Origin of the sequence: Actinoplanes siamensis (genome assembly GCF_016862395.1) — a bacterium.
GTDB lineage: Bacteria > Actinomycetota > Actinomycetes > Mycobacteriales > Micromonosporaceae > Actinoplanes > Actinoplanes siamensis.
This window is the reverse complement of sequence record NZ_BOMW01000050.1, coordinates 31,765-55,839: the sequence shown is the minus strand read 5'-3', so window position 1 is coordinate 55,839 and position 24,075 is coordinate 31,765. Positions and strand designations below refer to the sequence as shown.

General features: G+C 71.4%; 25 protein-coding genes. 19 read left to right on the top strand and 6 right to left on the bottom strand.

Going from position 1 to position 24,075, the window contains the following annotated elements:
* Positions 1 to 26: 26 nt before the first annotated feature.
* Positions 27 to 1,904 carry a translation elongation factor 4 gene (gene lepA, locus Asi03nite_RS24930; protein WP_203682881.1) on the top strand — a complete coding sequence of 626 codons (1,878 nt, stop codon included), beginning with the start codon at positions 27 to 29 and terminating at the stop codon, positions 1,902 to 1,904.
* An 83-nt stretch (positions 1,905 to 1,987) separates the two neighbouring features.
* Positions 1,988 to 2,263, top strand: a complete 276-nt coding sequence (locus tag Asi03nite_RS24925; RefSeq protein ID WP_203682880.1) for a GlsB/YeaQ/YmgE family stress response membrane protein — start codon at positions 1,988 to 1,990, stop codon at positions 2,261 to 2,263.
* 111 nt (positions 2,264 to 2,374) lie between these two features.
* Here the strand turns inward: Asi03nite_RS24925 and Asi03nite_RS24920 are convergent, their stop codons facing one another.
* The 3 genes from Asi03nite_RS24920 to Asi03nite_RS24910 form a co-directional block, all read right to left on the bottom strand.
* Entirely contained in the window at positions 2,375 to 4,018 is a 1,644-nt protein-coding gene (locus tag Asi03nite_RS24920) for a PAS domain-containing protein (protein WP_203682879.1), read from the bottom strand.
* Between the two features lie 116 nt (positions 4,019 to 4,134).
* Positions 4,135 to 4,983, bottom strand: coding sequence for a hypothetical protein (locus Asi03nite_RS24915; RefSeq protein ID WP_203682878.1), 849 nt, complete (start codon positions 4,981 to 4,983; stop codon positions 4,135 to 4,137).
* A gap of 60 nt (positions 4,984 to 5,043) precedes the next feature.
* A complete protein-coding gene (locus tag Asi03nite_RS24910; RefSeq protein ID WP_373872159.1) occupies positions 5,044 to 5,817 on the bottom strand; it encodes an enoyl-CoA hydratase-related protein in 774 nt (257 codons plus the stop codon).
* An 84-nt stretch (positions 5,818 to 5,901) separates the two neighbouring features.
* Here Asi03nite_RS24910 and hemW point away from each other — a divergent pair, with 84 nt between their 5' ends.
* The 12 genes from hemW to Asi03nite_RS24850 all read left to right on the top strand — a co-directional run bounded on the left by hemW (position 5,902) and on the right by Asi03nite_RS24850 (position 18,415).
* Positions 5,902 to 7,104, top strand: coding sequence for a radical SAM family heme chaperone HemW (hemW, locus tag Asi03nite_RS24905; RefSeq protein WP_203682876.1), 1,203 nt, complete (start codon positions 5,902 to 5,904; stop codon positions 7,102 to 7,104).
* A 135-nt stretch (positions 7,105 to 7,239) separates the two neighbouring features.
* A complete protein-coding gene (gene hrcA, locus Asi03nite_RS24900; RefSeq protein ID WP_203682875.1) occupies positions 7,240 to 8,262 on the top strand; it encodes a heat-inducible transcriptional repressor HrcA in 1,023 nt (340 codons plus the stop codon).
* A 34-nt stretch (positions 8,263 to 8,296) separates the two neighbouring features.
* Positions 8,297 to 9,433 (top strand): molecular chaperone DnaJ, encoded by a 1,137-nt coding sequence (dnaJ, locus tag Asi03nite_RS24895; protein WP_203682874.1) that lies wholly within the window; start codon positions 8,297 to 8,299, stop codon positions 9,431 to 9,433.
* A gap of 367 nt (positions 9,434 to 9,800) precedes the next feature.
* Positions 9,801 to 10,535 carry a 16S rRNA (uracil(1498)-N(3))-methyltransferase gene (locus Asi03nite_RS24890; protein ID WP_203682873.1) on the top strand — a complete coding sequence of 245 codons (735 nt, stop codon included), beginning with the start codon at positions 9,801 to 9,803 and terminating at the stop codon, positions 10,533 to 10,535.
* Positions 10,536 to 10,641: 106 nt separating this feature from the next.
* The gene (locus Asi03nite_RS24885) at positions 10,642 to 10,995 is read left to right on the top strand and encodes an HIT domain-containing protein (RefSeq protein WP_203682872.1); all 354 of its coding nucleotides are present in this window, start codon (positions 10,642 to 10,644) and stop codon (positions 10,993 to 10,995) included.
* Between the two features lie 55 nt (positions 10,996 to 11,050).
* Positions 11,051 to 12,457: a serine hydrolase domain-containing protein gene (locus Asi03nite_RS24880; RefSeq protein ID WP_203682871.1), complete on the top strand. Its 1,407-nt coding sequence runs from the start codon at positions 11,051 to 11,053 to the stop codon at positions 12,455 to 12,457.
* 172 nt (positions 12,458 to 12,629) lie between these two features.
* Positions 12,630 to 13,703, top strand: coding sequence for a PhoH family protein (locus Asi03nite_RS24875; RefSeq protein ID WP_203682870.1), 1,074 nt, complete (start codon positions 12,630 to 12,632; stop codon positions 13,701 to 13,703).
* 23 nt (positions 13,704 to 13,726) lie between these two features.
* Positions 13,727 to 14,197 carry an rRNA maturation RNase YbeY gene (gene ybeY / locus Asi03nite_RS24870; protein WP_203682869.1) on the top strand — a complete coding sequence of 157 codons (471 nt, stop codon included), beginning with the start codon at positions 13,727 to 13,729 and terminating at the stop codon, positions 14,195 to 14,197.
* A gap of 2 nt (positions 14,198 to 14,199) precedes the next feature.
* Complete coding sequence (locus Asi03nite_RS24865) at positions 14,200 to 15,549, top strand: hemolysin family protein (protein ID WP_203682868.1); 1,350 nt, start codon at positions 14,200 to 14,202, stop codon at positions 15,547 to 15,549.
* Positions 15,542 to 15,925, top strand: a complete 384-nt coding sequence (locus Asi03nite_RS24860; protein WP_203682867.1) for a cytidine deaminase-like protein — start codon at positions 15,542 to 15,544, stop codon at positions 15,923 to 15,925. Before Asi03nite_RS24865 ends, Asi03nite_RS24860 begins: the two co-directional genes overlap by 8 nt.
* 437 nt (positions 15,926 to 16,362) lie before the next feature.
* Entirely contained in the window at positions 16,363 to 17,283 is a 921-nt protein-coding gene (era, locus tag Asi03nite_RS24855) for a GTPase Era (protein ID WP_203682916.1), read from the top strand.
* Between the two features lie 82 nt (positions 17,284 to 17,365).
* The gene (locus Asi03nite_RS24850) at positions 17,366 to 18,415 is read left to right on the top strand and encodes an acyltransferase family protein (RefSeq protein WP_203682866.1); all 1,050 of its coding nucleotides are present in this window, start codon (positions 17,366 to 17,368) and stop codon (positions 18,413 to 18,415) included.
* Here the strand turns inward: Asi03nite_RS24850 and Asi03nite_RS24845 are convergent.
* Positions 18,374 to 19,141 (bottom strand): DUF4097 family beta strand repeat-containing protein, encoded by a 768-nt coding sequence (locus tag Asi03nite_RS24845; RefSeq protein WP_203682865.1) that lies wholly within the window; start codon positions 19,139 to 19,141, stop codon positions 18,374 to 18,376. The two genes, Asi03nite_RS24850 and Asi03nite_RS24845, sit on opposite strands and share 42 nt — an antisense overlap.
* Positions 19,142 to 19,248: 107 nt before the next feature.
* On the opposite strand from Asi03nite_RS24845, the gene recO reads away from it, so the two are divergent.
* Genes recO through Asi03nite_RS24830 form a run of 3 tightly spaced genes read left to right on the top strand, consistent with a single transcriptional unit; the run spans position 19,249 to position 21,343 of the window.
* Entirely contained in the window at positions 19,249 to 20,028 is a 780-nt protein-coding gene (recO, locus tag Asi03nite_RS24840; protein WP_203682864.1) for a DNA repair protein RecO, read from the top strand.
* On the top strand, positions 20,025 to 20,807 hold the full coding sequence (locus tag Asi03nite_RS24835; RefSeq protein WP_203682863.1) for an isoprenyl transferase: 783 nt from the start codon (positions 20,025 to 20,027) through the stop codon (positions 20,805 to 20,807). Before recO ends, Asi03nite_RS24835 begins: the two co-directional genes overlap by 4 nt.
* An 11-nt stretch (positions 20,808 to 20,818) precedes the next feature.
* Positions 20,819 to 21,343: a histidine phosphatase family protein gene (locus Asi03nite_RS24830; protein WP_203682862.1), complete on the top strand. Its 525-nt coding sequence runs from the start codon at positions 20,819 to 20,821 to the stop codon at positions 21,341 to 21,343.
* 99 nt (positions 21,344 to 21,442) lie between these two features.
* Here the strand turns inward: Asi03nite_RS24830 and Asi03nite_RS24825 are convergent, their stop codons facing one another.
* Positions 21,443 to 22,102: an HAD family hydrolase gene (locus Asi03nite_RS24825; protein WP_203682861.1), complete on the bottom strand. Its 660-nt coding sequence runs from the start codon at positions 22,100 to 22,102 to the stop codon at positions 21,443 to 21,445.
* 155 nt (positions 22,103 to 22,257) lie between these two features.
* Positions 22,258 to 22,554: an MTH1187 family thiamine-binding protein gene (locus Asi03nite_RS24820; protein ID WP_203682860.1), complete on the bottom strand. Its 297-nt coding sequence runs from the start codon at positions 22,552 to 22,554 to the stop codon at positions 22,258 to 22,260.
* A 178-nt stretch (positions 22,555 to 22,732) separates the two neighbouring features.
* On the opposite strand from Asi03nite_RS24820, the gene Asi03nite_RS24815 reads away from it, so the two are divergent.
* Positions 22,733 to 23,650 carry a methylenetetrahydrofolate reductase gene (locus tag Asi03nite_RS24815; RefSeq protein WP_203682859.1) on the top strand — a complete coding sequence of 306 codons (918 nt, stop codon included), beginning with the start codon at positions 22,733 to 22,735 and terminating at the stop codon, positions 23,648 to 23,650.
* Between the two features lie 11 nt (positions 23,651 to 23,661).
* Positions 23,662 to 24,036, top strand: a complete 375-nt coding sequence (locus Asi03nite_RS24810; protein ID WP_203682858.1) for a PH domain-containing protein — start codon at positions 23,662 to 23,664, stop codon at positions 24,034 to 24,036.
* Positions 24,037 to 24,075: the final 39 nt, after the last annotated feature.

Genomic DNA, 24,075 nt, shown 5'->3' with positions numbered 1-24,075 from the left:
AGCCACCCCGAGAAGAACGGACGACCGTGCCTGGACCGCTCGACCCCGGCGTGAACGTGATCGGATCGACCGATCCCAGCCGCATCCGCAACTTCTGCATCATCGCCCACATCGACCACGGGAAGTCGACGCTGGCCGACCGGATGCTGCAGATCACCGGGGTGGTCGACCCGCGACAGATGCGCGCTCAGTACCTGGACCGGATGGACATCGAGCGCGAGCGCGGCATCACCATCAAGTCCCAGGCCGTCCGCATGCCGTGGACGGTGCGTGAGGGGGACAAGAAGGGCGAGTCCGCCGTCCTCAACATGATCGACACCCCGGGCCACGTCGACTTCACCTACGAGGTCTCCCGCAGCCTGGCCGCCTGTGAGGGCGCCATCCTGCTGGTCGACGCCGCGCAGGGGATCGAGGCGCAGACCCTCGCCAACCTGTACCTGGCGATGGAGAACGACCTGCACATCATCCCGGTGCTCAACAAGATCGACCTGCCCGCGGCGCAGCCCGAGAAGTACGCCGAGGAGCTGGCCAAGCTGATCGGCGTGGAGCCCACCGACGTGCTGCGCGTCTCCGGCAAGACCGGCGTCGGCGTGGACCACCTGCTGGACGAGATCGTCCGCCAGTTCACCCCGCCGGTCGGGGACCCGGACGGCCCGGCCCGCGCGATGATCTTCGACTCGGTGTACGACGTGTACCGCGGCGTGGTCACCTACGTCCGGGTCATCGACGGCCGGATCGAGGCCCGCGACCGGATCCGGATGATGTCCACCGGCGCCGTCCACGAGCTGCTGGAGCTGGGTGTCGCCTCGCCGGAGATGGAGAAGGCCGGAGCGCTCGGCGTCGGCGAGGTGGGCTACCTGATCACCGGCGTGAAGGACGTCCGCCAGTCGAAGGTCGGTGACACCGTCACCGGCAACAGCCGTCCCGCCAAGGAAGCGCTGGGCGGCTACAAGGACCCCAAGCCGATGGTCTACTCGGGTCTCTACCCGATCGACGGCTCGGACTACCCGGCCCTGCGCGACGCGCTGGACAAGCTGAAGCTCAACGACGCCGCGCTCACCTACGAGCCGGAGACGTCCGCGGCGCTCGGCTTCGGTTTCCGGGTCGGTTACCTGGGCCTGCTGCACCTGGAGATCATCGGCGAGCGGCTGGAGCGCGAGTTCGGCCTCGACCTGATCTCCACCGCGCCGAACGTGGTGTACCAGGTGGTCACCGAGGACGGGAAGGAGCAGACGGTCACCAACCCGAGCGAGTTCCCGGCCGGCAAGATCGCCGAGATCCACGAGCCGGTGGTGCGCGCCACGGTCCTGGTGCCGAACGAGTACGTCGGCGCCGTCATGGAGCTGTGCCAGAGCCGCCGTGGCTCGCTGCTCGGCATGGAGTACCTGTCCTCCGAACGGGTGGAGTTGCGGTACACCCTGCCGCTCGCCGAGATCATCTTCGACTTCTTCGACCAGCTGAAGAGCAAGACCAAGGGCTACGCCTCGCTGGACTACGAGCCCTCCGGCGAGCAGATCGCCGACCTGGTCAAGGTGGACATCCTGCTGCACGGCGAGCCGGTGGACGCGTTCAGCGCCATCGTGCACAAGGACAAGGCGTACTCCTACGGCACCACGATCGCCGCCAAGCTGCAGAAACTCATTCCGCGGCAGCAGTTCGAGGTGCCCATCCAGGCGGCTATCGGCTCCCGGATCATCGCCCGCGAGACGATCCGCGCGATCCGCAAGGACGTGCTCGCCAAGTGCTACGGCGGTGACATCAGCCGGAAGCGGAAGCTGCTGGAGAAGCAGAAGGAAGGCAAGAAGCGGATGAAGATGGTGGGTCGCGTGGAAGTGCCGCAGGAGGCCTTCATCGCCGCGCTCTCCACCTCCGAGGCGGCCGACCCGAAGGGCGCCAAAAAATAGGGCGGTTTGAGTTTTCCGGGGGTCGGGAACACAGGTGCTCGACGGACGCAACCGAACAAGTACCACCCCCGAGGAGGACCTCAATGACTGTCACCGGAATCATCACCGCCCTGATCGTCGGTCTGATCATCGGCGCTCTGGGTCGCCTGGTCGTGCCCGGCAAGCAGAACATCCCGATCTGGCTGACCATGGTCATCGGTGTCGTCGCGGCGCTGCTGGGTACGGTGCTGGCCCGGGCCTTCGGTGTCGCTGACACGAACGGCTTCGACTGGATCGAGTTCTTCTTCCAGGTCGTGCTGGCCGCGATCGGTGTCGCCCTGACCGTCGGTGTGACCGGTCGCCGGGGTCTGACCCGATAACGCAAGGCCGCAGGCAAGGCCCCGCGCAGGCGGGTTGTGTGAGCGAACGAAGAAGCGCCGGATCTCCCCCGAGAACCGGCGCTTCTTCGTGTCGTACGAAAGAATCGTCTTTCAGTAACGGAAACGCTGTTGTGCGGAGCGGCGATTGACCCAGGCGGGCATCTCCGCGCTGTGTTCCCCGTACGGGTGCAGCTCGGCCGGATCGTGGTTGCCGGTGATGTCGCGCATCGTCACCACCAGGCCCTGCACCAGCCGGTCCTCGCGCAGGTCGCGGTAGGTCAGCTCGACGAGCACCTGGGTCCGGTCGGCCCGCTGCAGGGCGCAGTGCACCGTGCCGTCGCCGTGCGAGCGCAGCGCGGTGCGCACCCGGGCCCGGTCGTCCGGGTCGACCAGCTCGTCGAGGGTGGCCAGCGGGGGCAGTTCCTCCTGGTCGAGCAGGTCGCGCAGCGCCGGGCTGGCGTACCGGATCCGCTGGTCGGTGTCGATCACCGCCATCAGGTCGGCGGTGTTGCGGATCACAGCCCGCAGATAGAGGTCGCTGTCCCGCCGCCCGACCGCCTCGACCAGGGTGATCCGGTCCAGCGCGAGCGCGGCCTGCCCGGCCAGCACCTCGAGCGCGTCGTGCCCGGTCACCAGGTCCTCCCGGCGGCCGGTGATGATCAGCGCGCCACCGCTGGGCCGGGCCACGTCGAGCGGCTCCAGCCGCAGCGGGCAGACCAGCGTGCGGTCGTCCGGGCCGGCGGCGTCCAGCCACCAGCTGCGGCTGCCCGGCAGGGCCGGCGTGGCGGGCAGCTCGGTGGGGGCCAACTCGTCGGCGAGCGCGACCCGGCGTACCGCCTGGGGTGGCAGCAGCTGGGCGACCGCCGCCCGCACCGCGGCGTCCACGGCGGGCCGGTCCGCGGCCGCGACCAGCGCCGCGGTGGCCGCGCGCAGGCCCTGCTCGCGGGTGAGCGCCTGACTGTTCTGCCGGATCGCGTCGGCCAGCCGGGTGATCGTGAGCACCAGCGTCACCGCGCCGGTGACGGCGATCACCACGCCGTCCTCCACCTCGCCGCGCAGCGCCTCGATCAGCAGGACCGTGGGCGGACCGGCGGCCGAGACGGCGAGCAGCACCGACCACCGGAACTTCCAGGGACTGGGCCGGTCCGGCGCCGGCTCGGTGAGCCGGATCATCGACGGGTGCACAGCGGCCAGGCCCCAGCAGACGTAGAGCACGACGAAGGCGGACTCGGTCAGCGGGCCGCGGGCCAGCGGGTACCCGACGTCGCCGGCGAGCATCCCGAGCGCGCCGGCCAGCAGCAGGACGGCCGCCACGTTGCGCCGGTCGGCCGCGACCAGGCGACTGGCCACCCCGAGCAGCAGCAGGTCTCCGATCACGTCGGCGGGCGACACCGTCTCGAACCGGCCGTCCGTCCCGATCACGAAGACCCAGACGATCAGCAGCGTCGAGCAGCTGAGCGCGAGCAGGTCGATCAGTCGTGCCCGGTCCCCGAGCAGCGCGCCGCCGCGGGTGAACTGCAGCAGGCACAACGCGGTCAGGGCGAACATCAGCAGATAGCAGAGGTCCGCGAGGTCCTCCAGGATCGGGACGTGCCGGTACGAATAGCAGACGTCGCCCACGGCGAGAGCCGCCAGCGACCCGGCCAGCAGCCACCACGGCGCCTTCCGCGCAGGTCGATGGCGCCGCACCCCGTAGGCGATCGCGCTGACGCCTCCCACTCCCAGCAGGATCCATTCGAGCGCTCCCCAGAACACGCCCTACTTAGTACCAGGAGGGTTGCGCACTGTCCATGTCGATGTATACGCAGCGCGAACGGCGCTTTGACCGGTATGAATTACAAAAGGTTACCGAAAGTTGCGGGGAGTAGGGATCAGCTGAACACTTCGGCGACGACGCGGCCGTTGTCGCCACCAGAATCCGTGGTTACTTTCTGCCACTTTCCGTCCGGGGCGTGCCATTCCAGATTGCCGAAACGTACCCGTTCGAGACCGGTGGCCGAGGCGTGCGACACCAGCCAGTGCGCGTACCGCCAGCCGGAGCTGGTGTTGCTGACCGAAACCGTCAAGCCGGCCGTCTCCTCGCTGGCGTAGTCCAGCTTCCCGCCCCAGTCCAGCTTCAGGCCCGCCATCAGGGCGGCCGCAGCGGCCGCGCCGCGCAGCGCCGGAGCTCCGGTGACCGTGCAGGCGACCGCTCCGGTGGCCTTGCCGAGCAGCGCGCGGGCCAGCACGCGGGACTCGTCCGCCCACTTCTCGTAGGCGTTCGGGAACGCCGAGCGCTGCACCTTCTGCGCCGCGTCGGTGACCCGCATCTTCTCCCAGCCCTTCACCTTCCTCAGGGCGCCGTAGAACTTGCCGGCCGCGTACCGCGGGTCCTTGATCTGCTCGACCGTGCCCCAGCCCTTGCTGGGGCGCTGTTGGAACAGGCCGACCGAGTCGCGGTCACCGCCGTCCAGGTTCTCCAGCTTGGACTCCTGCAGGGCGGTGGCGAGGGCGACCACCACCGCCTGCTCGGGCATGTCCCGGCGCACGCCGACCGCGGCGATCGTGGCCGCGTTGGCCATCTGCGCCGAGTCGAGCGTGACCTCGCCGTCGGCGCTGACCGTGCACTCCGGGCCGAGGGCCGGCAGGTTGATCCCGCCGGGGCCGCGGTGCAGGACGACGACCACGCTGACGACGGCGATGAGGACGAGTGAGGCGAGCACGCCGACTGCCGTCTTCACTCGTTTCGTACCCCTTCCGTGATCGGACGCCAAGCGTAGACAACGAACGCACCTAGATCATCATCGCTGTTTCGGCACCCAGTCCGGGTCACGTTTCTCACGACGTGCGGAAACGCCCTCACGGCCCTCCGGGGAGGTGAAATATCCGGCTGAACGGTCACTCAGTTCGGCCAGTTCGGCCCGGATCGAGGCCGACCTCGTACGGCGCAGCAGCTCCTTGGTCCCGGCCAGGGCCAGCGGCCCGCCGCGGATCAGCGACGCGCAGTATCCGGCCACCGCGCTGTCCAGCTCCTCGTCCGGGACGGCGGCGGTGACCAGGCCGATCCGGGCGGCCCGCGCGCCGTCGAAGACGTCGCCGGTCAGGTAGAGCTCGGCCGCCGCGCGCGGGGCCAGCCGCGGCAGCACGGTGGCGCTGATCACAGCCGGGATCACGCCGAGCCGGACCTCGGTGAACGCGAAGGTGGCCGAGGCCGCACAGACAGCCAGATCGGCGGCGCCGATCAGGCCCAGCCCGCCGGCCCGGGCCGGCCCGGCGATCCGGGCCAGCACCGGCTTGGGGAACTCCCAGATCTCGGCGAGCAGGTCGGCCATCAGCTCGACGGGCAGGCGCTGGCCCGGTTCGGTGGCGGCGGTCTCCTTGAGGTCGGCGCCGGAGCAGAACACCGGGCCGGTGTGCGAGAGCACGACGACCCGGGTCTCCACGGCGGCGGCCGCGTCGGACAGGGCGGCCAGCAGCTCGGTGATCAGGGCGCGGGAGAGGGCGTTGCGGTTCGCGGGGCTGTCCAGTGTGAGGGTGGTCACCCCGGCCTCGGTGACGGTACGGACCAGATCCATGCCCGGCACCTTAGCGTCCGTTCGGGAACCGGCCGGGGTCGCTGGCCCGCTCGGGCGGTCCGGGCGCTCAGGCACACTTGCTGCATGGCCGGCGCACTCCCTGATGGCGAACCCGTTCCCCCGGACGGGTCCCTCCCCGACGACGCGACCCGTGACGTGGGGGCGAACGGGTTCGCGGTCTACGTGCACGTGCCGTTCTGCGCCAGCCGCTGCGGGTACTGCGACTTCAACACGTACACCGCGGGCGAGCTGGGCGGCGGCGCGAGCCGGGACGAGTACGCCTCGACCGTCCTGCGGGAGCTGGACCTGGCCGCGAAGGTGATCCAGCCGGGCCGGGTGGACACCGTGTTCGTCGGCGGCGGCACCCCGACCCTGCTGAGCCCGTCGGACCTGGGCAGGATCCTGGAGGGCATCGACCGTACGTGGGGACTGTCCTCCGGTGCCGAGGTGACCACCGAGGCCAACCCGGAGTCCGTGGACCCGGCCGGCCTGCGGGCACTGCGGTCGGCGGGCTTCACGCGGATCTCGCTCGGCATGCAGTCGTCCGCGGCGCACGTCCTGCGGGTCCTCGACCGCAAGCACACCGCGGGCCGGGCTCCGCAGGCCGCCATCGAGGCCCGCGAAGCCGGATTCGAGCACGTCAACCTCGATCTGATCTACGGAACGCCGGGGGAGACCGAGGAGGACTTCGCCAGGTCGCTGCGGACCGTGGTGGACGCCGGGGTGGACCACGTCAGCGCCTACGCGCTGATCGTCGAGGACGGCACCCGGATGGCCGGCCGGATGCGCCGGGGCGAACTGCCCTACCCGTCCGACGACGTCGCCGCCGACCGCTACCTGGCCGCCGAGGAGACGCTGGCCGGCGCGGGCTTCCAGTGGTACGAGGTCTCGAACTGGGCGAAAAAGGACGGCGAGTGCCGGCACAACCTCCTGTACTGGACCGGGGCCGACTGGTGGGGGCTGGGGCCCGGCGCGCACAGCCACGTCGGCGGGGTCCGGTGGTGGAACGTCAAGCATCCGGCCACCTACGCCGGACGCCTGGACGACGGTGTCTCCCCGGGGCACGGCCGGGAGCTGCTGACCGCCGGGGACCGCCACGTCGAGGACGTGATGCTGCGCGTCCGGCTGCGCGAGGGCATCGCGCTGGACCGGGTCGACCGTCCGGCGGCCGCCCGGGCGCTGGCCGGCGGCCTGCTGGAGCCGGCCGCCTACGACGCCGGTCGGCTGGTCCTCACGCTGCGTGGGCGTCTGCTGGCCGACGCGGTGATCCGTGACGTCGTGCCCTGACGGGAGCGGTCCGGTGCCGTACTGTTTCGCTTCCGGAAGAGCGGCCGCTGCCCGGGTTATTTCGATCATCGCGCCGCAGCCAGCGGCGACGTAGACTGGCACTCTGTCCGCGGGAGTGCCAGAGGGAGGGGTCATATGAGTCTGGATGACCGCAAGCTCGAAGTGCTTCGGGCGATCGTCGAGGACTACGTGAAGACTCGCGAGCCGGTCGGCAGCAAATCGCTTGTCGAGCGGCACCAGCTCGGCGTCTCCCCGGCCACCGTGCGCAACGACATGGCAGTGCTGGAGGAGGAGGGCTACATCCGCCAGCCGCACACCAGCGCCGGCCGGGTGCCCACCGACGCCGGCTACCGGCTCTTCGTCGACCGCCTGACCCGGATCAAGCCGCTCACCCCGGCCGAGCGCCGCGCCATCGAGCGCTTCATGGTCGGCGTCGTCGACCTCGACGATGTGGTGCATCGCACGGTCCGGCTCCTCGCCCAGCTGACCCGCCAGGTCGCCGTGGTGCAGTACCCGAGCCTGTCCCGCTCCTCGGTGCGCCACCTGGAGCTCGTGCCGATCTCCACCACCCGGCTGATGCTCGTGATGATCACTGACACCGGCCGCGTCGAGCAGCGTCTGGTCGAGATGCCCGGCCCGGTCCCGGAGGGCGACGTCTGGGACCTCAGGCGTCGGGTGAACGAGAAACTGGCCGGGCAGCGGCTCGCCGACACCCCGCCCCTGGTGCAGAAACTCGTCGACGAGTGCGCGCCGGAGCGCCGCGGCGAAATGGCATGTCTGGCCACCGTGCTGCTGGAGACGCTCGTCGAGCGGAGTGAGGAGCGCCTCGCGCTCGCCGGGACGGCCAACCTGACTCGCGGCGGTGTGCTGGACTTTCAGGGCACGCTGCGACCCGTCCTCGAAGCGCTGGAGGAGGAGGTCATCTTGCTCAAGCTGATCGGCGACCTGGAGCCGAGCACCACCCGGGTCCGGATCGGCGACGAGAACGAGATCGACAACCTCCGGTCGGCCTCCGTGGTCAGCACCGGTTACGGACCGGGCGCCACGATCGTTGGTGGGCTCGGCGTGCTGGGGCCGACCCGCATGGACTACCCCGGCACCATCGCTACTGTTCGTGCAGTGGCACGCTACGTTGGCGACCTGTTGGCACAGAATTGACGGATCCGCGCAGACATTGAGGACTCCAAACCCCGTGGCCAAGGACTACTACGGAATTCTCGGCGTGAGCCGGGAAGCCACCGACGACGAGATCAAGCGCGCCTACCGCAAACTGGCTCGGCAGTACCACCCGGATGTCAACCCCGATCCGGAGGCGCACGAGAAGTTCAAGGACATCAACGCGGCGTACGAGGTTCTCTCCGACGACCAGAAGCGGCAGATCGTCGACCTCGGGGGTGACCCGCTCGCCCCCGGCGGCGGCGCGCCCGGCGGTCCCGGCGGCGCCGGCCCGTTCGTCGGCTTCCAGGACATCATGGACGCGTTCTTCGGCACCGCGGCCGGCGGCGGCAGCCGTGGCCCGCGCCCCCGCACCCGTCCCGGCGCCGACGCGATCCTGCGTCTCGAGCTCGACCTCGTGGAGACGGCGTTCGGCGTCGAGGCGCCGATCACTGTCGACACCGCGGTGCTCTGCACCCAGTGCTCCGGCGCCGGCACCGCGCCCGGCACCCACCTGGCCACCTGCGAGGTCTGCGGCGGCCGCGGCGAGGTGCAGTCGGTGCAGCGCACCTTCCTCGGCCAGGTGGTCTCGTCGCGCCCCTGCCAGAACTGCCAGGGCCACGGCACGATCATCCCGAGCCCGTGCCCGACCTGCGCCGGCGACGGCCGGATCCGCACCCGCCGCTCGCTCACCGTCAAGATCCCGGCCGGCGTCGAGGACGGCATGCGGATCCGCCTGGCCCAGCAGGGCGAGGTCGGCCCCGGCGGCGGCACGGCCGGCGATCTCTACGTGGAGATCCACGAGCGCCCGCACGACGTCTACTCGCGCAAGGGCGACGACCTGCACTGCCGGGTCACGCTACCGATGACGGCCGCGGCGCTGGGCACCCGGATGACCATCAAGACCCTCGACGGGGAAGAGAACATCGAGGTCAAGGCGGGCACCCAGCCGGCCAGCACGCTGCGGATCCGGGGCAAGGGCGTGCCGCACCTGCGCGGGCAGGGCCGTGGCGATCTCTTCGTCCACCTGGACGTCAAGACGCCCACCAAGCTGACCGCCGATCAGGAGCGGATGCTCCGCGACTTCGCCAAGACCCGTGGTGAGGACGTGGCCGAGCTGAGCAAGCAGGGCGGCTTCTTCAGCCGGATGCGGGACGCTTTCAACGGTCACTGAGCAGGGATTCACGGAAGCGGCGGCTCTTCGGCCGCCGCTTTCGCGGTTCCTGGGGCTGTAGCCGGGGTGCGGTGGGCGGTTCGCTCCCGCTCACACCGATTCGCCGGTACGTCGTCAGCCCCGCGCGCCTCATTCTCGCGTTCGGGGTGTGCCTCGCCGGGGCTGCCCGGCTGTGGCTGTGAGCGCGCGCCTCGCCGGGCTCCCCCGGGGTATCAGCGCGTGCCCCGGACCGGGGTTCCGGTGTGCTGGACCGGAAGGTCGCCGGCTTGCGGGGCCGGGTGGGCGCCGGGCCCGCCGGGCCGGATGGTCGCGTCCCGACGACGGGTGGAGGCGCGGCCGGTCCGGCGCCGCACGGTACCGTGCGGGGGTGTCCGCGCCGCTGTTCCTGGTCGAGAGCCTGCCCACCGGATCGTCGTTCACGTTGGACGGGCCGGAGGGGCATCATGCCGCCACCGTCCAGCGGCTGCGTGCCGGTGAGGTGCTGATCCTCGCGGACGGGCGGGGTGGGACGGCGCGCGCCGAGGTCGTCGCGGTCGGCAAGGGCAGCGTCGACGTCGTGCTCAGGGAGCTGTCGCGGGAGGCGGCGGCCGACCCGCGGCTGGTCGTGGTGCAGGGGATCGCCAAGGGGGACCGGGGCGAGCTGGCCGTGCAGGCGATGACCGAGGTCGGTGTGGACGAGATCGTGCCGTGGGCGGCGTCCCGGTCGGTGGCGCAGTGGCGCGGTGATCGGGGCTTCAAGGCGCGCGACAAGTGGGCGGCCACCGCTCGCGAGGCCGCCAAGCAGGCCCGGCGCGCCTGGCTGCCGCTGGTGGCCGGCGAGCCCGACTGTTCCACCAGGCAGGTCGCCGCCCGGACCGCCGGCGCGGCCGCGGCCTTCGTGCTGCACGAGGAGGTCACCGAACGCTTGACCACGGCCGCGCTGCCGGAGTCCGGGGAGGTCGTCCTGATCGTCGGCCCGGAGGGCGGCGTGAGCGACGCCGAGCTGGACGCCTTCCGGGAGGCCGGTGCGCTGCCGGTGCGGCTGGGCAGGTCCGTTCTGCGGACGTCGACGGCCGGGGTCGCCGCCCTCTCGGTCCTCTCCGCCCGGCTCGGCCGCTGGTAACCGTCGGATCCTCGCTCGCGGGCCCGAGCACCCGCCGTACTCCCAGCGCTGGGTGATCTCTCCGGACCCATTCGGGCCCACTTCCGGCACGCCTAAGATCCGACAGGTGGACAACTCCTGCCTGTTCTGCCGCATCGTCTCCGGCGAGATCCCCGCGACCGTCGTGCACCGCACCGACACCACCGTGGCCTTCCGGGACCTCGACCCCAAGGCGCCGACCCACGTGCTGGTGATCCCGGTCGAGCATCACGCCGACGTGGTGGCCCTGGCCACCGCGAATCCGTCCGCCGCCGCCGACGTGCTGGCCACCGCGGCCGCCGTCGCGCAGGCCGAGGGGCTGACCGAGGGCGGCTTCCGGGTCATCTTCAACACCGGGAGGTACGCCGGCCAGGAGGTCTTCCACGTGCACGCGCACGTCGTCGGCGGCGCCCCGCTCGGACCGATGCTGGCCGGCAGGTGAGCGCGCCGACCGAGGCCGGGCGGCAACCGCACGCGTCCACCCGGGCGGCCAGCCGGTGAGCGCGGCGACCGGCACCGGCCGGGACGCGACGGCCGCCGAGGCGCACCCGCGCTACGAGCGCGCCGTCCGCAGGGCTCAGGCGGACGGCCGCATTCCGGCGCTCAGCGTCGCCTTGGTCCGCCCGGACCGCGAACCGTGGGTCCTCACCGTCGGCGAGTCCGGCGACCCGGAACGCCCGCTCGGGCCGGGCAGCCGGTTCCGGATCGGCTCGGTCACCAAGACGTTCACCGCGGTGCTGGTCATGCAGGCCCGCGACGACGGGCTGCTGGACCTCGACCAGCCGGTCTCCCGCCACCTCGACGTGCCGGCGCACGGCGACGCCACGATCCGCCGGCTGCTCTCGCACACCGCCGGTTACCAGCGCGAGCCGTACGGCGACGTGTGGGACACGCTGATCAGCCCGGACGCCGGCCGGATGATCGCCGAGCTGGACCGCGCCGAGCGGGTGCTGCCCAACGCGCGCCGCTACCACTACTCCAACCTCGGCCTCGCGGTGCTCGGGCAGCTCGTCGCGCGACTCCGCGGCGGCAGCTGGGCGGAGATCCTCGCCGAGCGGATCCTGGAGCCGCTCGGGCTCGCGCACACCACTGTCGAACGGCCGGCCGAGGCGGTGGTCGGCTACCTGGTCGACGCGTACTCCGACGCCGCCCGCCCGGAGCCGACCCCCGACCTGGGCGGCGTGTCCCCGGCCGCGCAGCTCTGGAGCACCGCCTCGGACATGGCCAGGTGGGCGGCCTTCCTGGCGGACGGCGGTCACGACCGGGTGCTGCGGCGGGCCACCCTGGACGAGATGCGCTGGCCGTTGACCACCACCGACGAGACGCTCTGGGCGGCCGGCTTCGGGCTCGGGCTGATCCTCTGCCCGGACGGCAAGCGGGTGATGCACGTCGGCCACGACGGCGCCATGCCGGGCTTTTTGGCCGGTGTCTACGGCCGGCGCGGCGGCGAGGGCAACCCGGGCGGGCTGGGCTGCGCGGTGCTCGGCTCCTCCGGGACCGCGGGGCAGACCAACGAGCTGGTGCACGAGTTGCTGCGGCTCGCGGTCGAGACGGATCCCGCGGAGATCCGGCCGTGGCGGGTGGCCGCTCCCGCGCCGGCGCCCTACCGGCCGGTGCTGGGCCGCTGGTGGAGCGAGGGCTCCGAGTTCGTCTTCGCCTGGCACGACGGGCAGCTGCAGGCGCGCGCCGCGGAGGCGCCGGGGGACCGCCCGCCGGCGATCTTCCGGCCGCTGCCGGACCAGCCCGACGTGCTCCGGACGATCTCCGGGCGCGAGGCCGGCGAGCTGCTCCGGCTGACCCGGGACGAGTCGGGCGCGGTGACGCTGATGCACTGGGCCACCTACCGGTTCACCCGGCGCCAGGAGGCCTTCGACGGCGGCGCGGCCTCGGACGGCCCGTTCTGATCCGCGCCCGGGTGATCTGTCGAACGGCCTGCCGATAATGGCATCGGCGGGGCGGCGGGCGAGCGGATAGGATGGCACGATCCTTGAGCACGCCGCCCCGGGAGCCTCGACCGGCACCGACGGGACGGCGCTTAGTTAGAGAGCAGGTGGCGGAGGCCCCTAGGGCCGCCCTATGACCGGTACGCCGAACCCTTCCAGCACGGGCTCGTCCAGCCCGGTGCGGGCGCAGACCAAGATCTCGGTGTCCGACCCGAAGATCATGGTGAACCTGCTCGGCGCCAAGGACGAGATCCTCCGGCTCATCGAGCGCACGCTCAGCAGTGACGTGCACGTGCGCGGCAACGAGATCACGATCAGCGGCGAGCCGGCCGACAACGCCACCGCCGAGCGGCTCTTCTCCGAGCTCATCGAGCTCATCGAGAAGGGCGAGACGCTCAGCGTGGACGCGGTCCGCCGCACCCTGCGGATGCTCGAGGAGAACACCTCCGAGCGCCCCGCCGAGGTGCTGACGCTGAACATCCTGTCCCGGCGGGGCCGCACCATCCGGCCCAAGACGCTGGGCCAGAAGCGTTACGTCGACGCCATCGACGAGAACACGATCGTCTTCGGCATCGGCCCCGCCGGTACCGGCAAGACGTATCTGGCGATGGCCAAGGCCGTGCAGGCGCTGCAGGCCAAGCAGATCAACCGGATCATCCTGACCCGGCCGGCGGTCGAGGCCGGCGAGCGTCTGGGCTTCCTGCCCGGCACGCTCACCGAGAAGATCGACCCCTACCTGCGGCCGCTCTACGACGCCCTGCACGACATGCTCGACCCGGAGTCCATCCCACGCCTGATGGCCGCGGGCACGATCGAGGTAGCGCCGCTGGCCTACATGCGCGGTCGGACACTCAACGACGCCTTCATCATCCTGGACGAGGCGCAGAACACCACGCCCGAGCAGATGAAGATGTTCCTCACCCGGCTCGGGTTCGGCGCCAAGATCGTGGTGACCGGCGATGTCACCCAGGTCGACCTGCCGGGCGGCACGACCAGTGGGCTCAAGGTGGTCCGGGAGATCCTGCGCGACGTCGAGGACGTGCACTTCGCCGAGCTGTCCAGCTCCGACGTGGTGCGGCACCGGCTGGTCGCGGAGATCGTGGACGCCTACGCGCGGTTCGATGCCGCGCAGGAGCAACAGGCAGCTAATTCCGTTCACGCCGTCCCGGGGCGGGCCGCCAACGGCCGGGCCGGGCGTCGGCGCTAGTCACAAGGGGTAATCGCACCACTATGTCCATCGAGATCGCCAACGAGTCGGGAGTCGAGGTCGACACCGACGCGATCCTCGCGGTTGCCCGGCACGCCCTCGACGAGATGGGGGTCAACCCGCTCGCCGAGCTGTCCATCCTGCTCGTCGACATCGACTACATGGCTGAGCTGAACCACCGCTGGATGGGCAGCGACGGGCCTACCGACGTGCTCGCCTTCCCGATGGACGAGGGCAGCGTCGACCACGGTCCCGGCGAGTCCGGCACCGGCGAGCCGGCGCTGCTGGGTGACATCGTGCTGGCTCCCGAGGTGGCCGCCAAGCAGGCGGCGGCGGCCGGCCACTCGGCCGCCGACGAGCTGCACCTGCTCACCGTGCACGGCGCGCTGCACCTGCTCGGCTACGACCATGCCGAGCCGGAGGAGGAGCGCGAGATGTTCGCTCTGCAGGCCAAACTGCTGCAGAGCTGGCGCGCCGGGCGCAAAGCCGGCTGATCGTGAACCCCGCCTCGGCCGGCCTGCCGGACCTGCAACTGATCATCTACGCGGTCGGGCTGGTCCTGCTGGCCGGCCTCGCCTCGATGACCGACGCGGCACTGGCCACGGTCTCCGCGGCCCGGGCCACCGAGCTGGAGCGCGAGGGGCATCGGGGCGCGGGCGCGCTGGCCGCGGTCGCCTCCGACGTGGTGCGCCACGTCAACCTGCTGCTCCTGCTCCGGCTGCTCTGCGAGCTGACCGCCACCACGCTGGTGGCGCTGGTCGCGGTGGACAGCTGGGGGGTGGGCTGGCCGGCGGCCCTGGTCACGGCCGGCGCGATGACGCTGGTCAGCTTCGTCGTCGTGGGGGTGGCCCCGCGCACGGTCGGGCGCCAGCACGCGTACGCGGTGGGCCGCGCCGCCGCGCCCCTGGTCCGCTGGCTGGGCCGGGTGCTCAACCCGCTGGCCTCGCTGCTGATCCTGATCGGCAACGCGGTGACCCCGGGCAAGGGGTTCCCGGAGGGGCCGTTCGGCAGCCAGGTGGAGCTGCGTGAGCTGGTCGACCTGGCCGAGCAGCGCGGCGTCGTGGAGCACGGCGAGCGGGAGATGATCCACTCGGTGTTCGCGCTGGGTGACACGATCGCCCGCGAGGTGATGGTGCCGCGTACCGACATGGTGTGGATCGAGGCGCCGAAGAGCCTGCAGCAGGCGCTCTACCTGTTCCTGCGCTCGGGTTTCTCGCGGATCCCGGTGATCGGCGAGAGCGTCGACGACGTGCTCGGCGTGCTGTATCTCAAAGACGTGATCCGGCGGACGCAGAACGGGGATCCGGCGGCGGCCGCGCAGGCGGTGGCCGACGCGATGCGCGCGGCGACGTTCGTGCCGGAGTCGAAGCCGGTCGACGATCTGCTCTCCGAGATGCAGGCGGCACGGAACCACCTGGTGATCGTCGTCGACGAGTACGGTGGGACGGCCGGCCTGGTCACCATCGAGGACATCCTCGAGGAGATCGTCGGCGAGATCACCGATGAGTACGACGTGGAGCGCCCCCCGATCGAGCACCTGGAGGACGGCGCGGTCCGGGTGGCGGCCCGCCTGCCGATCGAGGACCTGGGCGACGTGTTCGGCGTGGAACTGCCCACCGACGAGGTGGAGACGGTCGGCGGCCTGCTCGCGCAGACGCTGGGCCGGGTGCCGATCCCGGGCGCCCACGCCGACGTGGGCGGTCTGCACCTGATCGCCGAGGGCACCACCGGCAGGCGGAACCGGATCGACTCGGTGCTGGTGCGCCGGGCCCGGCCGGCGCCGCCCGCCGACGACAACGATGAGAACGCCACCGAGAACGAGGAAAGACTTCCCGCCGATGCCTGAGCAGTCGTTCACCGCCGTCCCCGTGCCGAATGCGGACGGCACCCCGCTCAGCGCCGAGGACGCCAAGCTGGTCACCCTGGCCCGCAGCTCCCGCGCCCGGGTGGGCGCCACCGAGGGCGCGGCGGTCCGCGACCAGGACGGCCGTACGTATGCGGCCGCCTCGGTGACGCTGCCCAGCCTCACCGTCTCCGCGCTGCAGCTGGCCGTGGCCCAGGCCGCGTCCTCCGGCGCCACGAAGATCGAGGCGGCCGCGGTGGTGACCGCGTCCGCGGACCTGGAGGGTGCCGGCCACGCCGCGGTCCGCGACCTGGCCGCCGACGCCCCGATCCACGTCGCGGGTCCGGCCGGCACGCTGCTGGGCACGGTGACCGCATGACCCCCGAGAAGCCCGGGAAGCGCAACGAGCGGCGTCGTCCGGAGCCGAAGGAGCGCAGCGAGCGGCGTCGTCCGGAGCCGGGGGAGCGCAGCGGGCAGCGGCCGGCGCCCGCGGAAGGCGACGAGCAGCGGCACCCGGAGCCGGGTGAGCGGCGGCTGACGCCGGGGGAGCGCAACGAGCAACGCCGCCAGGAGCGCCGGGCGGCTCGGCGGGCCGCCGAGCAGGGGCCGGGCGCGGACGAGCGGGGGCGCAGGACCGGCGGCGCGCGGGGCGGTGCGTCCGGGGAGCGGGGCGCGACCGGTGGGTCCGGCGCGGGCGCGGGCGCCACGGCGGGCCGGGGCGACAGTCGTGCCGGGAAGCCGGGTTCCGCCCGCGGTGGGCGTGCCGACGGCCGTACCGGCACCTCGGAAAGCCGGCCCGACAGCAGGCCGCAGCGGGTGCACCGGCACAAGGCGGCGTCGTCGGACCGGAGGGACGACGGCGTCTATCGGGCGGGTTTCGCCTGTTTCGTCGGGCGGCCGAACGCCGGCAAGTCCACCCTGACCAACGCGATCGTCGGCCAGAAGATCGCGATCACCTCGAGCAAGCCGCAGACCACCCGGCACGTGATCCGTGGCGTCCTGCACCGGCCGGACTCGCAGCTGGTGCTGGTCGACACGCCGGGTCTGCACCGGCCCCGGACGCTGCTCGGCGAGCGGCTCAACGACCTGGTGCGCGAGACCTGGAGCGAGGTCGACGTGATCGGGGTGTGCTTCCCGGCGGACGAGCCGGTGGGGCGCGGCGACCGGTTCATCTCGTCCGAGATCAGCGAGCTGAAGGCCACCGTGATCGCGGTGGTGACCAAGGTGGACCTGGTCGATCCGCAGACGCTGGCGCAGCGGCTGCTGGCCGTCTCCGAGCTGTACGACTTCGCCGAGATCGTCCCGGTCAGCGCGGTCTCCGGGCATCAGGTGGAGACGCTGACCGACGTGATGGTGCGTCACCTCCCGGAGTCGCCGCAGTTGTACCCGGACGACGTGCTCACCGACGAGCCGGAGCAGATGCTGATCGCCGAGCTGATCCGCGAGGCGGCGCTGGAGGGGGTGCGCGACGAGCTGCCCCACTCGATCGCCGTGCTGGTCGAGGAGATGCTCGTCGAGGGCAACCTGACGCGGATCTTCGCGGACATCTACGTGGAGCGGGACAGCCAGAAGTCGATCGTGATCGGGACCCGTGGGGCACGGCTCAAGGAGGTCGGCTCGCGTTCGCGTGTGGAGATCGAGCGACTTCTGGGTGCCAAGGTCTACCTGGATCTTCACGTCCGGGTCGCCAAGGAGTGGCAGCGTGATCCGAAGCAGCTCCGCAAACTCGGTTTCTAGCTCGATAGTTGGACATTCTCTTACTATGGAATAGTTCACCGAATTTGCGCTTCAACCGTAAAACCGGGTAACACGGTTGGCCATGCGCAACCGGTACCTCGACCTGCTCCGCGCGATCGCCACCGTCCGGGTGGTGATCTATCACCTCACCGGCTGGGCCGCGCTGACCATCGTGTTCCCGGCGATGTCCGTGATGTTCGCGCTGGCCGGGTCGCTGATGGCGGCGTCACTGGACCGGTTCGGGGTATGGGCGGTGGAGCGCCGCCTGCGCCGGTTGCTGCCCTCGCTGTGGGTGCTCGCCCTGTTGATCGCGGTACCGGCGATGCTGATCGCCGGTACCCCGTTCGACGTACACCTGCTGCTCTGGGGCTTTCCCCTGGTCGATCCGGAGGCCACCGGCTGGTGGATGGAGTCGCTGAGCCACGCCTGGTATCTGCGTGACTTCCTGTGGTTCGTGCTGCTCTCGCCGCTGGCGCTGCCGGTGTTCCGGCGGATCCCGCTGGTCGCGGTGCTCGTCCCGTACGCTGTGCTGCTGGTCCTGGAGCTGACCGGCGCGAAGGTCGTGAACGTGGCGCACGACCTGGCGCTCTACGGCGGCGCGTGGCTGCTCGGGTTCGCCCACCACGACGGTCACCTCAGGCGCGTCCCGCGCAAGGTGATGATCGCGATCGCGGCAGCCCTCGCGGTCGCGGGGATGCTCTGGGTCGTGACGCACCCGGGGCCGCGCGGTTACGACCTCAACGACATCCCGATCGGCAACGCGCTCTGGTCGGCGGCCTTCGTGCTGGTCGCGCTGAGCTGTTCGCCGATGGTCCGGGAGCACCGGGTGCTGACCGTGCTGAACTCCCGGGCGCTGAGCATCTACCTGTGGCACATCCCGATCCTGGTCGCGGTCACCCAGTTCGGGGAGCGGCACCACCTGCCGATCACCGGGCCGGTCGGGCTGGGCTGGCGGTTCGCTGCCGTGGTGGTGCTGCTCGGCGTCGCGCTGGCGCTGGCCGGCTGGGTGGAGGACGTGGCGGCCGGGCGGCGGCCGGCGTTGCTGCCGGGCCGCCGCCTCCCCGTGCCGGTCTCGCCGGCCCCCGCCCGGCTACCGGATGCCGACGGTCAGGTCGCCGCTTCGCGCGCGTAGATCCAGCACATTCGGCGAGTCCGGGTCGCTGATCAGCGCGCTGTCGATCTCGGCGTCGCCGCCGGCGGTGTGCTCGCTGATCCGGTACCTGCCCTCGGGCACCATCAGCATCAGGTCGCCGCTGGAGACCGACGCGGTCACCGGGGCCGGCCTGACCAGCTGCAGGTCGAGATTGCCGGAGGTGACCCGGGCGTCGACCGGGCCGGAGATCTCCCGGGCGACCAGGTCGCCGGAGGTGGCCTCCAGCGTCACGCCGGGCGCGCGGGACACCGTCACGCTGCCCGAGGTCGCCTTGACCTTCACCGGGGCGCTGCTGCCGTCGATCATCACGTCGCCCGAGGTGACGGTCAGGTCCACGGGGCCGACGTCGGTCAGGGCCACGCCGCCGGAACGCAGGTTGCCGCTGACCTTCACGCCGGTCGGCGCCTGGATCTCGTACGAGATGCTGCAGTCGAAACCGCAGTCGGTGGTCAGCGTGAGCGTGCCGCCGGAGATCCGGTACGCCGCGGCGGAGCCGTTGCCGCCGCGGATCGTGCGCTTGATGTGGGTCTCCGTGACGTTGCCCGTGGTGACCATCACATCGCCGCTGCCGCCGCTCAACACGATGTCGGTGATCTTCGTCTTCTCGGTGTCGGCGAAGGTCATCTTGGCGCCCACCGCGCCGTCGCAGCCGGCCAGGGCGGCGACCGAGGCGACGGCGAGAATCAGGGCAGCTGTACGGCTCATGGCCTGACGCTATTTCCGGGTGGGCACCGAGCACCATCAGTCCCGTCCCCGAGTCGACCCTGAGATCCGGGTCAGGGTTTGTCGTACGCACCGGGCAGAATGGCGGGGTGCCCGCTGCTGGATACCGCCGCCACCTCTACCGCGACGACGCGGTCGTGCTGCGCGTGCAGAAACTGGGCGAGAGCGACCGGATCGTCACGCTGCTGACCCGCCGGCACGGCCGGCTGCGCGCGGTGGCCCGGGGGGTGCGCCGCACCACCTCGCGCTTCGGCGCCCGCCTGGAGCCGTTCGGGCACATCGACCTGCAGCTGGCCGGCTCCCCCGAGGGGGTGGGCAGCTCGCTGCACTCGGTCAGCCAGGTCGAGGCGCTGGACCTGTTCGGCAAGAGCTTCCTGACCGACTATCCGCGGTACACGGCGGCCAGCGCGATCTGCGAGACCGCCGAACGGCTCACCCCCGTCGAGCGGGAGCCCGCGCTGCGGCTGTTCCAGCTCACCCTGGGCGCGCTCAAGGCGCTCGCCGCCGGCGAGCACGCGGGCAGCCTGGTGCTCGACGCCTACCTGCTGCGCGCGATGGCGTTCGCCGGGTGGGCGCCCGCGCTCACCGAGTGCGCCGTCTGCGGCGACCCCGGGCAGCACGCGGCGTTCGCGGTCCCGGCCGGCGGCGCGGTCTGCCCGGACTGCCGGCCGCCCGGCGCGGCCCACCCCAGCCCGGCCACCCTGGGCCTGATGGCGGCGCTGACCGCCGGCGACTGGCGGGTCGCCGACGGGTCCGCCCCCTCGGTGCGCCGGGAGTGCAGCGGCCTGGTCGCCGCCCACTTGCAATGGCACATGGAGCGCTCGCTACGCTCGCTGCCGCTTGTCGATCGACGGGAGTTGAAACCGTGAGCCCGCGTCCGCCCACCCCGCACGTCTCCGGCGTCCACCCACCCGAGCTGCCCGCCGCCGCGCTCCCGCGGCACGTGGCGATCGTGATGGACGGCAACGGCCGCTGGGCCAAGGAACGCGGGCTGTCCCGCACCAAGGGGCACGAGCAGGGCGAGCACTCGCTCTTCGACGCCATCGAGGGCGCCATCGAGCTCGGCATCCCGTACCTGTCGGCCTACGCCTTCTCCACCGAGAACTGGAAGCGCTCTCCCGACGAGGTGCGCTTCCTGATGGGCTTCAACCGCGACGTCATCCGCCGCCGCCGCGACCAGCTGGTCGACCTCGGGGTCCGGGTGGTCTGGTCGGGCCGCTCCGGCCGGCTGTGGAAGAGCGTGATCTCCGAACTGCAGACCGCCGAGGAGATGAGCAAGCACAACAAGACGCTCACCCTGCAGTTCTGCGTGAACTACGGCGGCCAGGCGGAGATCGCCGACGCCGCCGCGGCCATCGCCCGGGACGTCGCGGCCGGCAGGCTCAAGGCCGACAAGGTCAACGAGAAGACCATCCAGAAGTATCTGTACCACCCCGAGGTGCCGGAGGTGGACCTGTTCCTGCGGCCGTCCGGCGAGCAGCGGACGTCGAACTTCCTGCTCTGGCAGTCGGCGTACGCGGAGATGGTCTACCTGGACACCCTCTGGCCCGACTTCGACCGCCGCCACCTGTGGTACGCCTGCGAGCTGTACGCCCAGCGGGACCGGCGCTTCGGCGGGGCGCTGCCGAACCCGGTCAGCCCGGAGTGAGCCGCGGCCCGATGAACGAGGTCCGGCACCTGTGGATCGCCCGACACGCGTTCTCCAACGAGGACGAGACCGGGCTCACCGGGGACGGCGAGCAGCAGGCCACCCTCCTCGGGGAGCGGCTCGCCGGCGTGCCCGTCTCGGCGATCTTCCACAGCCCGCTCCCACGGGCGGTGCAGACCGCCACGCTGATCGCCGCGCACCTGCCGGACGTCCCGCTGCACGCCGCCGGGGAGCTGGACGACCAGTTCCCCACCCCGGCGAACTCGGCCGCCATGATCGACCGGTTCACCGGGCCGGCCGCTGTCGAGACGCACGAACTGGTGGTGACGCACGCCTTCCAGGTGGCGTGGTTCGTGCGGGACGCCCTGGAGGCGCCGGAGGACCGGTGGCGCGGGCTCCACTCGTGCAACGCCGGGCTGACCCTGATCCGTTACTTCCCCGGGCAGAAACCACGGCTGATCATGTTCAACGACATCAGTCACCTGCCGCCGGAGCTGCGGTGGACCGGGTTCCCGCCGGAGCTGCGCCCGGATTAGCGCCTCCCGGATCACACGAGGGCGGGGCGAGTTCCAGGCCCCGTCCGCGGACCACGCCGCAGCCCCGTGTGATCCGCGAGAGGGCCTCTGGTTCCGTGGTCAACCGGCCAGGGCCCGGACCGCGGCCGCCAGATCACTGAGGTCCGGCAGGACCACGTGCGCGCCGGCGGCGGCCAGGTCGGCCGCCGGTGTGGCGCCGGTGGCCACCGCGATCGCCACCGCGTCGTTGGCCAGCGCCGCCGTCACGTCGTGCACGGTGTCGCCGATCACCACGGGGTGGAACACCTCGCCGTACTTGGCCTGGGCCCGCTCCAGGCTGCGGCGGACCAGGGTGGCCCGCACGCTGTCGTCGGTGCCGTAACCGCCGACCTCGATGTCGAACGAGCCGGCCAGCCCGAACGCGTTCACCTTGATCGCGGCCACCTCCGGGACGTTGCCGGTGACCAGGGTCTGCACGACGTCCGGCCGGCCGGCGAGGCAGGCCAGCACCTCCCGCACTCCGGGCATCAGCTCGCCCTGCTCGGCGAACTCGTGCCCGACCGTGCCGACGATCTCCACGTACCGCGCGAAGAACCGTTCCGGCGTGCAGTCGGTGACCCCGTGCGCGGCGAAGACCCCGCTGCAGATGTCCAGGTCGGTGCGGCCACCGAAGATCGGTTCGTCGCGCCAGGGCACTCCGGTGACCTCGGTGAACGCGGTCCTCCAGGCGCGGGCCGCGACTCCACCGCCACGCAGCAGGGTGTAGTCGATGTCCCACATCACCAGTCGCCTGCCGGCCGGCCGAGCGCTCGCTCCCGGCGTCGTGGCCGGTTCGTTTCCAGGTGTCACGGTTGGCGAGGCATCCGCTGCGGGGCCCATGGCCGGTTCGGTGCCCGCTCCCGACGGCAGGGCCGGCCCGGCGCCCGGTTCATGGCTCATGGCTGGTTCAGCACCCGCTCGATGTGCTCCACCTTGGCGGTCAGCGCGCCGGTCACGCCGGGCCGGACATCGGCCTTGAGCGAGAGGCTGACCCGTGGCGCCACCGCGGCGACGGCGTCGACGGCCTGTTTGACGACGGCCATCACCTCGTCCCACTCACCCTCGATCGTGGTGAACATGGCGTCGGTGCGGTTGGGCAGCCCGGAGGCCCGGACGACGCGCACGGCCTCGGCGACGGCGTCGCCGACGGAGTCACCGACCCCGATCGGCGTGACAGAGAAGGCGATCAGCATGGTGTCGATTTTCGCAGGCGTACGGCGGGGCCCCGCGCCGCACCGCCGGCCGTCGATCAGGCGTCGGAGTTGATGCCGATCGAGTTGATCGATGCGTACGACTAGTCTGGTTGTTCGACTGGCGGGAACGATGGGCGGTCGTGGGTGCGGTGGGCGAGCGGTTTCTAAGGTGGGGTCCATGACTCGTGCCCGACTGCCGGAAATGCTGGCCGATGCGCGCAGTGGTGTGCTGCTGTTCAGTGTGACGCCGCCGAAGCGCAGCACCTCCGAGGAACGGATCAAGGAGATCGCCGAGGTGACGCTGGAGCGGCTCGGCGGCCTCGATCTGGATGGGCTGATCCTGTACGACATCGACGACGAGTCGGACCGCAACCCGGAGGAGCGGCCGTTCCCGTTCCTCGCCACGCTCGACCCGGTGCGCTACTACGAGACGCACCTGAGCGCCTGGGCCGAGCCGGTGATCATCTACCGGTGCGTCGGCAAGTACGGCGAGGACGAGCTGTGCGACTGGATGCGGGACGCGGACCCGGAGCGGGTGCTCAGCGTCTTCGTCGGCCCGTCGTCCGGCGGCAAGGCGGTTCGCACCGGGCTGCGCCGCGCCCAGGAGCTGCGTGGCGAGATCCGCCCGGAGCTGCCGCTCGGCGCGGTGGCGATCGGCGAGCGGCGGGACGAGCACCTGCGGATGCTGGCCAAGCAGGAGCGCGGCGCCGGCTTCTTCATCTCGCAGGTCGTCTACCACGTCAACGAGACCAAGAACCTGATCTCCGACTACTACTACGAGTGCCGGGCACGGGGTGTGCGACCCCGGACGATGATCTTCACGCTGTCGCTGTGCGGATCGCTCAAGACGCTGGAGTTCCTGCGCTGGCTCGGCGTCGACGTGCCGCGCTGGCTGCAGAACTCGCTGCGGCATTCGCCGGACCCGCTCGCCGAGTCGTACAAGCACTGCCTCGACATCGCCCGTGACCTGCGGGACTTCTGCGAGCACCTGGGCGTGCCGTACGGCTTCAACGTGGAGAGCGTGTCGATCCGCAAGGCCGAGATCGAGGCCACCACCAAGCTCGCCGCCGAGGTGGCGGCGCTCCTCGGCCGATAGGGTCGCCCATTGTGATCGACTTCGCCAACGGTTCCGTCTTCAAGCTCAACCCGTGCGACCCGGGTGAGCTGTACCCGCAGGTCGCGCCGTTCCTGATCCAGGGCGAGCAGATCGTCTTCGCGTTCCGCTCGGTCCGCGACTTCGTGGTCTTCACCAACAAGCGGCTGATCGCCGTCAACGTCCAGGGCATCACCGGCTCGAAGACCGACTTCACGTCGCTGCCGTACAGCAGGATCCAGGCCTTCTCGGTGGAGACCGCCGGCAGCCTGGACCGGGACACCGAGCTTGACCTCTGGTACAGCGGCCTGGGCAAGGTCCGGCTCGAGTTCAAGCGCAACGTCGACATCCGCCAGCTCAGCCAGATGATCGCCACCTACGTCCTGTGACGCGTTCAGCCGTCTCCTGATCAGCGCCGCCCGAGGAGG